Annotated in this window: 5 protein-coding genes; 3 read left to right on the top strand and 2 right to left on the bottom strand. The window is 41.2% G+C overall.

Annotated features, from left to right (window positions below):
- Positions 1–464: 464 nt before the first annotated feature.
- Positions 465–1,145, bottom strand: coding sequence for a response regulator transcription factor (locus tag F7D73_RS03845; RefSeq protein WP_153122366.1), 681 nt, complete (start codon positions 1,143–1,145; stop codon positions 465–467).
- 55 nt (positions 1,146–1,200) lie between these two features.
- Positions 1,201–2,571, bottom strand: coding sequence for a sensor histidine kinase (locus F7D73_RS03840; protein WP_153122365.1), 1,371 nt, complete (start codon positions 2,569–2,571; stop codon positions 1,201–1,203).
- Between the two features lie 199 nt (positions 2,572–2,770).
- Between F7D73_RS03840 and F7D73_RS03835 the strand changes: the two genes are divergently transcribed.
- From F7D73_RS03835 to pdxT, 3 genes are all read left to right on the top strand, one after another.
- Positions 2,771–4,843: a hypothetical protein gene (locus F7D73_RS03835; protein ID WP_153122364.1), complete on the top strand. Its 2,073-nt coding sequence runs from the start codon at positions 2,771–2,773 to the stop codon at positions 4,841–4,843.
- A 209-nt stretch (positions 4,844–5,052) separates the two neighbouring features.
- On the top strand, positions 5,053–5,928 hold the full coding sequence (gene pdxS / locus F7D73_RS03830; protein WP_153122363.1) for a pyridoxal 5'-phosphate synthase lyase subunit PdxS: 876 nt from the start codon (positions 5,053–5,055) through the stop codon (positions 5,926–5,928).
- 66 nt (positions 5,929–5,994) lie between these two features.
- Positions 5,995–6,564, top strand: coding sequence for a pyridoxal 5'-phosphate synthase glutaminase subunit PdxT (gene pdxT / locus F7D73_RS03825; protein ID WP_153122362.1), 570 nt, complete (start codon positions 5,995–5,997; stop codon positions 6,562–6,564).
- Positions 6,565–6,661 lie beyond the last annotated feature (97 nt).

Raw genomic sequence — 6,661 nt, 5'->3', positions numbered from 1 at the left:
AAGTCCCACCGTGGTACGCATTGTTGAGAGGCGTGGTGGGATTTGTTGCTGCAAACAATACTCTTTTTTATTGGAAACTCCAAATATTTTCTTCAAAATCTGCTTGTCAAATATGGATTTTAACGTAAAAAGTTCTAATTTCCAAGTTTTTCTCCTTGTAAGCTATGCGAGATTTAGAAAAATATCGTATCTTTGTCCCCGAATTGAGGCGTTCTTTGCATATTGCAAAATACAGAAACGAGCAGAAGTCCGCTCGTTTCCATATTGTTACCTGTATAATATAGGCAAACGCCCAACTTCTTGATTTTCAATCAAAGTCCAATTTAGAGCGAGTTATCAATTATAACATAAGGTTCTAAAGCAAGCAGCCAAAGGCGAATAAGAGAAAGGACAGAAGACCATCTGTAACAAAAGAATGGAAAGCACTCCCTATTTTCCTCTGATGGGATTGAGCCGTCATTAAACTAGTCATCCATCCACATCTTGAATCCTTCGCCACGAAGGGTTTCCAGGTGGATGGAGGCATCTTTGGCGAAATATCGGCGCAAGTTGTACATCACATTATTGAGGCTTTCTTCGCTACACTTTACACCTCTCCAAACTGTATCCTTGAGGTCTTGGCGTGGCACGACTTCGCCCTTATTGATCCATAATAGCTTGAGTGTGGCAAACTCGGTATTGCCCAGTGTCTTCTCGTTGCAGCCACGGAAACTGAGCACATGAGTCTCTGTATCTACAGTGTAGGCACCCATGTTTATCATACGGGAATTGCTGAAGTCTTTGCGCTTGGCATAGCGGTTTACCCATCCCAGGAACTCACGGCTGGCGAAAGGCTTCTCGATGTAAATCATTGCACCATTATTGGCAGCCTCAGTTTTGAGTTCTGGATCATGTAACGAAGATACACACATGATAGGGATGTCTTCTGCGGCAAGTCGGATGTCGTTGATTCTTTCCAGACTGTTCTCTTCTCCTATCATCACATCGAGGATGATGAGGTTGGGAGACAGCTTCATGATAAGGCTTTCCACTCCAAACAGCGTGTTTTGAAAATAGACCTCATAGCCTGCTTTTTTTAGCAGCAAGACTGCTGTGTTGCCGAAATCCAGGTCATCATCGACCAATAGTACTTTTATCTTTTCCATATTTCTTATTTTATAATGTTTTATCTTGTTCCTTGTCCATTACGATTTGTTGCTTTTATTTGAGCGGCAATGTGAACGTAAAGGTGCTGCCCTTGCCTGGCTCGCTCACCACCTTGATGGTTCCGCCATGTGCCTTGATGGCATATTTTACCATGGCAAGGCCTATGCCATATCCGCTCTTATGGTGTGTGGCTGGTATGCGATAGAACTGCTCGAATATCTTCTTCTGATATTTCTTGTCGATGCCTACGCCATGGTCAGACACGCTGATGATGGTGAAATGTTCATCCTGTTTGATATTGACTTCAACGTTTGCCTCCTTGTCAGAGTATTTAACGGCATTCTCCATCAGATTGTGCATCACATTTTCTATCAGGTACTTATCTGCATACACCAGAGCATTCTCTTCACGATGGTCGTGGATGCCGATGGCATGTGGCTTGCTGGCATAGTTGATGTCTATTTGTTCTTGCGCTTGTTGCGTCAGTTCGATGATGTCAATTTGTTCTTTGTTGATAACCAACTTGCTTTCACTGGCCTTAGAGGTGATAAGTATTGTCTTGATGGTATTGGCAAGATTCTTGATTTGTCTTTCAGAAGAACTAATCATCTCCTGCAAGTCAGCATCCTTGATGCAGTCTTTGATGAATCCCAACTTTAGCAAGATGCTTGCCAATGGAGCTTTCAAGTCGTGTACAGTTCCATGAAGGCTTACCTCACGATTCCTCAGAAGGTCTTCCTTGTATCTGATGGCAGTCATCTGGTATCCTACGCAAAAGACGATGATAAGAGCAAGCAGTATGGTAGAGATTAGAGTCTCTATAGAATTTATGATGAAAGAAGATGGAGTTATATCCACCCTTGCCTGTACGAAACGGATAGGTTTGAGCCCGATGCCGATAGGCTTGCTAGCCTGCCAAGTCTCAATGTCCTTTGTTTGTCCATAACTCTTGATGACCTTTTTGTTCTCATCTAATATTAATAAGGTATTGGTAAAGCCCTCATTTAGATTTTTCTTGAATATTTGGGAGAGTTTGGCTAAATTAATGGGATTACCCTTGTTAGTAAGTATGTCTTTTGTTAATAATCCCATAGCTTCTGCTTCTGTCTCTGCAATACCTCTATCTCTAAGGTCTTGAATGTTTATTTCGTCAAAGCGAATGACATCTTCTTTCTTTGGCTTTGCCTTGAGAAAGTCTTCGTCCGTCATTATTTTTGTGTAGAGTCGTTGCTTTCCATCTTTATGTGGATTGTAATTCTGATGTGCTCGGATAGCATATTCTTCATCAACAGAAACTTTCAGTGCAGAATTTATCTTATCTATTTCCTTATAGGTATATTCCTTGTATTGCAAAGACACATTATATCCTTGTAACAAAGTAACAACTAAAAGTGCTAAAATCGTTATACAATAATACTTTTTCATGCTTTGTATTTTTACTCATTTAACTTCAAAAATGCAAAAATACAAATATTTTTTCAAGTAGCGTACTTCTTAACGTCATTTTTACATAATATTTTTTGGATAAATATTATGTGAGAAATGATGTAAAAGGTTTGGCGGTTTGAGTAATTTGCCGTAATTTTGCACCTAGATATTTTAATTAATATAAAGAGAAAATAGTATGAAAGAATTGTTGTTGTTGACTTTGTTGGCATCTTCGGCTACAGTTTCTGCTCAAGAGGTAGATTCTGTGAAAACTCAGCATATCAAAGAGGTAGTGGTCACTGCTAAGAATCACGTTGCAATCAAAGATGGTGTTTCATACACTCCAACTCCTGAAGAACGCAAGTCTTCATCTAATTATTCTGCATTGCTGGCTCGTATGATGGTGGCAGGATTGCGTGTAGATGAATTTACAAATAAAGTTGAGACAAATTGGGGCAAGGAAGTTCATTTCTTTATCAATGGTTTTGAGGCTAGCGATTGGGAGGTGAAAACTCTTCGACCAAAAGAGGTGGCCCGTGTGGAATTCTTACAATCACCATCTGAGGCAAAATATAAAAACTATCAGGCTGTAGTCAACTTTGTATTGCGTGAATACAAATATGGAGGTTATGTAATGGCCGAGGCTAACCAAAGCTTTGGTAACTATGATAGTGGTGATTATGATGTCGCAGGAAAGCTGAAGAAGGGACATATGACTTATCAGGCAATTGTGGGAGCATATTATAAAAATGCTCATGAAATAAGAGGTAACAGAAATATCACTTATACTTATAATGATGCTTCTACGCTTAATAAAAAGGTTGACTATGAGCAAGTTGAAAAACAGCGAATTTATTCTACAGGTATCAGTGCCAGATATGATTCCAATAATCTGATTTGGTTGGTTCAAGCTGGTGTGAAATATAACAAAACTCCTGATATTTATACCCGACAGGACATTAGATACAATGAGTCTGAAGAGACTTCTTCTGTTTCTGATGCTACCTCACAATCTCTTACACCCTATGTGAGCTCACAATTCTATCTGGAGGGACTGCCTCATCGTGCTTATGTATATGGTGGACTTTCTTTCTCTTATAACCACAACAAGGGTAGCGAGGATTATCAATTAATGGAATCGGAAGGTCAAAGCATCATCAATGGAACAAGGGAAAATGCTTATTTGCCAAGCTTATGGCTAGGTTATGGATTGCCTGTTTATAAACAAAATTATTTGGTGTTTACTGCTCAACTCAACTCTGAGATTTATCGCACGAACTATTATGGAACCGCCGATACTTATCAGAAATTAGTGAACTCTTACTATTCCTTTGACTTAAATTATAATCATAAGTTCTCTAACAAGTGGAGTGGCAGTTTGAAAATGTCCATACCTGTACAGAGTTATAAGGTTCAAGATGAAACAACGATGACAAAGGCTTATATTAATGGAGGCATGACGCTTAGTGGACGATTTGATGAGAAGCATTCCGTTTATGTACAGGCTAACATCACTCAAAGTTCTATTAATCCTACTTACTACAATACAGTAGTGCGCCAGGACGATGAGGTGACAGGCAGTAAGGGTAATGCTGATTTGAAAACTGTACGCCAGGCCTATGCCCTTTTGTCATATACATGGATGCCTTCTAATTTGTTCTCTCTTAATTCATCCTTTAGTTGGGATAATATCATCAATGATATTGTACCTTATTGGCATGAAATAAATGGACTGATGGTAAAGGAGATGATTAATAGTGGCTCGTTCAATCCAATATATATCAATGTGACTCCATCTTTGAACCTTGCGCATGGTAAGATTCGTTTGAGTTCTAAAATTTCGTATGTGCATGAATGGCATTCCGGTCTGTTTCATATAAACAACGGTTATTGGGGACTATATCCTACCTTGTATTGCAGACTAGGAAAATTCTGGGCTGTAAATCTCAATTACGCTTATAGTTCTGGAGAAGGATATATGCGTGGAAGTTCCAACCTTACTCGCTTCTCAGATAATTTGAAGTTAGGATTACAATATACCAAGGGAAATTTATTTGTTAAATTACAGGTTAATTCCCTTATACTTAAAAATGGTAATACGAAGAGTTGGCTTATCTCTGATTATATTGATAGTTATTCTTATCAAAGCCGTCCATGGGATAGACGCTATGTGTCATTATCTGCAAGTTATACTTTAGATTATGGCAAGAAGATTAATCATGGGAGCAATTTGAGATTTAACGGAACGACAAAAACGTCAGTATTGTAATTGTTTATGCGTAATTTAAAGGAAAACTTCCTGTCGGTTTATCTTAGCAGCACCATCTGTGCTTTGCATATTTCGGAATATAGCTTATACTTTTGCGAATCATCCTTTATACAAAATGACTCAATGTTTGCAGAATTTGGAACATTTTTCTGCTGTTTCGTTGAAAAGTGTTTCCTTTGCAGCCGTAAATAGATAAAATTAAAAAAAATATGGCAGAAAATAGACAAGAATTGAACCGCAACTTGGCTCAGATGCTCAAGGGTGGTGTGATTATGGACGTAACAACTCCAGAACAGGCAAAAATCGCAGAGGCTGCAGGTGCATGCGCAGTAATGGCTTTGGAACGTATTCCAGCTGATATCCGTGCAGCAGGTGGTGTTTCACGTATGAGCGACCCTAAGATGATCAAGGGTATTCAGGAGGCTGTTTCTATCCCTGTAATGGCTAAGTGCCGTATCGGTCACTTCGCTGAGGCTCAGATTCTTCAGGCTATAGAAATCGACTATATCGACGAGAGCGAGGTGCTCTCTCCAGCAGATAATGTTTATCACATTGACAAGACTCAGTTTGACGTACCATTCGTTTGTGGTGCCAAGAACCTGGGCGAGGCGCTCCGCCGTATTGCTGAGGGTGCTACCATGATCCGTACCAAGGGTGAGCCAGGAACAGGTGATGTGGTTCAGGCTGTTACCCACATGCGTATGATGCAGAGCGAAATCCGCCGCCTGGTTTCTATGAGCGAGGATGAACTTTATGAGGCTGCCAAGCTGTTGCAGGCTCCTTACGACCTGGTGAAGTATGTTCACGAGAATGGTAAGTTGCCAGTGGTTAACTTCGCAGCAGGTGGTGTGGCTACTCCAGCTGATGCTGCCCTGATGATGCAGCTCGGTGCCGAGGGTGTATTCGTAGGTTCTGGAATCTTCAAGAGCGGTAACCCAGCTAAGCGTGCACAGGCTATCGTGAAGGCTGTTACCAACTACAACGACCCTAAGATGCTGGCTGAGTTGAGCGAGGACCTCGGCGAGGCAATGGTAGGTATCAATGAGCAGGAAATTGCTTTGCTCATGGCTGAAAGAGGTAAGTAATAAATGAGATAACGGATAAGAGCCCCTCCTGCAAAAGAAGGGGCTTTTATATTAGATAAGTATGTTATGAGAATAGCAGTTTTAGCTTTACAAGGCGCTTTTGCTGAGCACAGACAGAAGTTGGCTCAGCTGGGCGTGGATAGTTTCGAGGTTCGCCAGTTGAAGGATTGGGACCAGCCTAAGGATGGCTTGATTATTCCGGGCGGTGAGAGTACCACCCAGGCGAAGCTCTTGAATGAACTGGGATTGATGGAGCCAGTGAAGGAGGCGATTGCTGCCGGCTTGCCTGTTTATGGAACCTGTGCCGGTTTGATTCTTCTTGCCAAGAAAATAGAGGGTGAGCCTAGTCATCGCATTGCTTCCATGGATATCACGGCTTTGAGAAATGCCTACGGTCGCCAGTTGGGCAGTTTCTATATCGAGGCTCCGATGAAGGGCATCGAGGGCAACATCCCAATGACTTTCATCCGTGCCCCTTATATTAAAGAGGTGTGGGGAGATGCTGAGGTTCTGGCAGAGGTAGATGGCAAGATTGTGGCAGCCCGTCAGGGTAATCAGCTGGTTACTGCCTTCCATCCTGAATTGAACGAAAGTCTTGAGATTCATAAGTATTTTCTGGGGATGTGCAGGAAGTAGGCTTCATCCTATATTGGAGCTTACTTCGTTGACCGATGGAATAGGCTTCATGGGCACATGAAGCTACATAGCAAAGTATCTTAGGATACATTGCCAA

This window comes from Segatella copri, assembly GCF_009494395.1.
GTDB lineage: Bacteria > Bacteroidota > Bacteroidia > Bacteroidales > Bacteroidaceae > Prevotella.
Note: the sequence above shows the minus strand (reverse complement) of the source record. Positions and strands in the feature narration are given on the sequence as shown.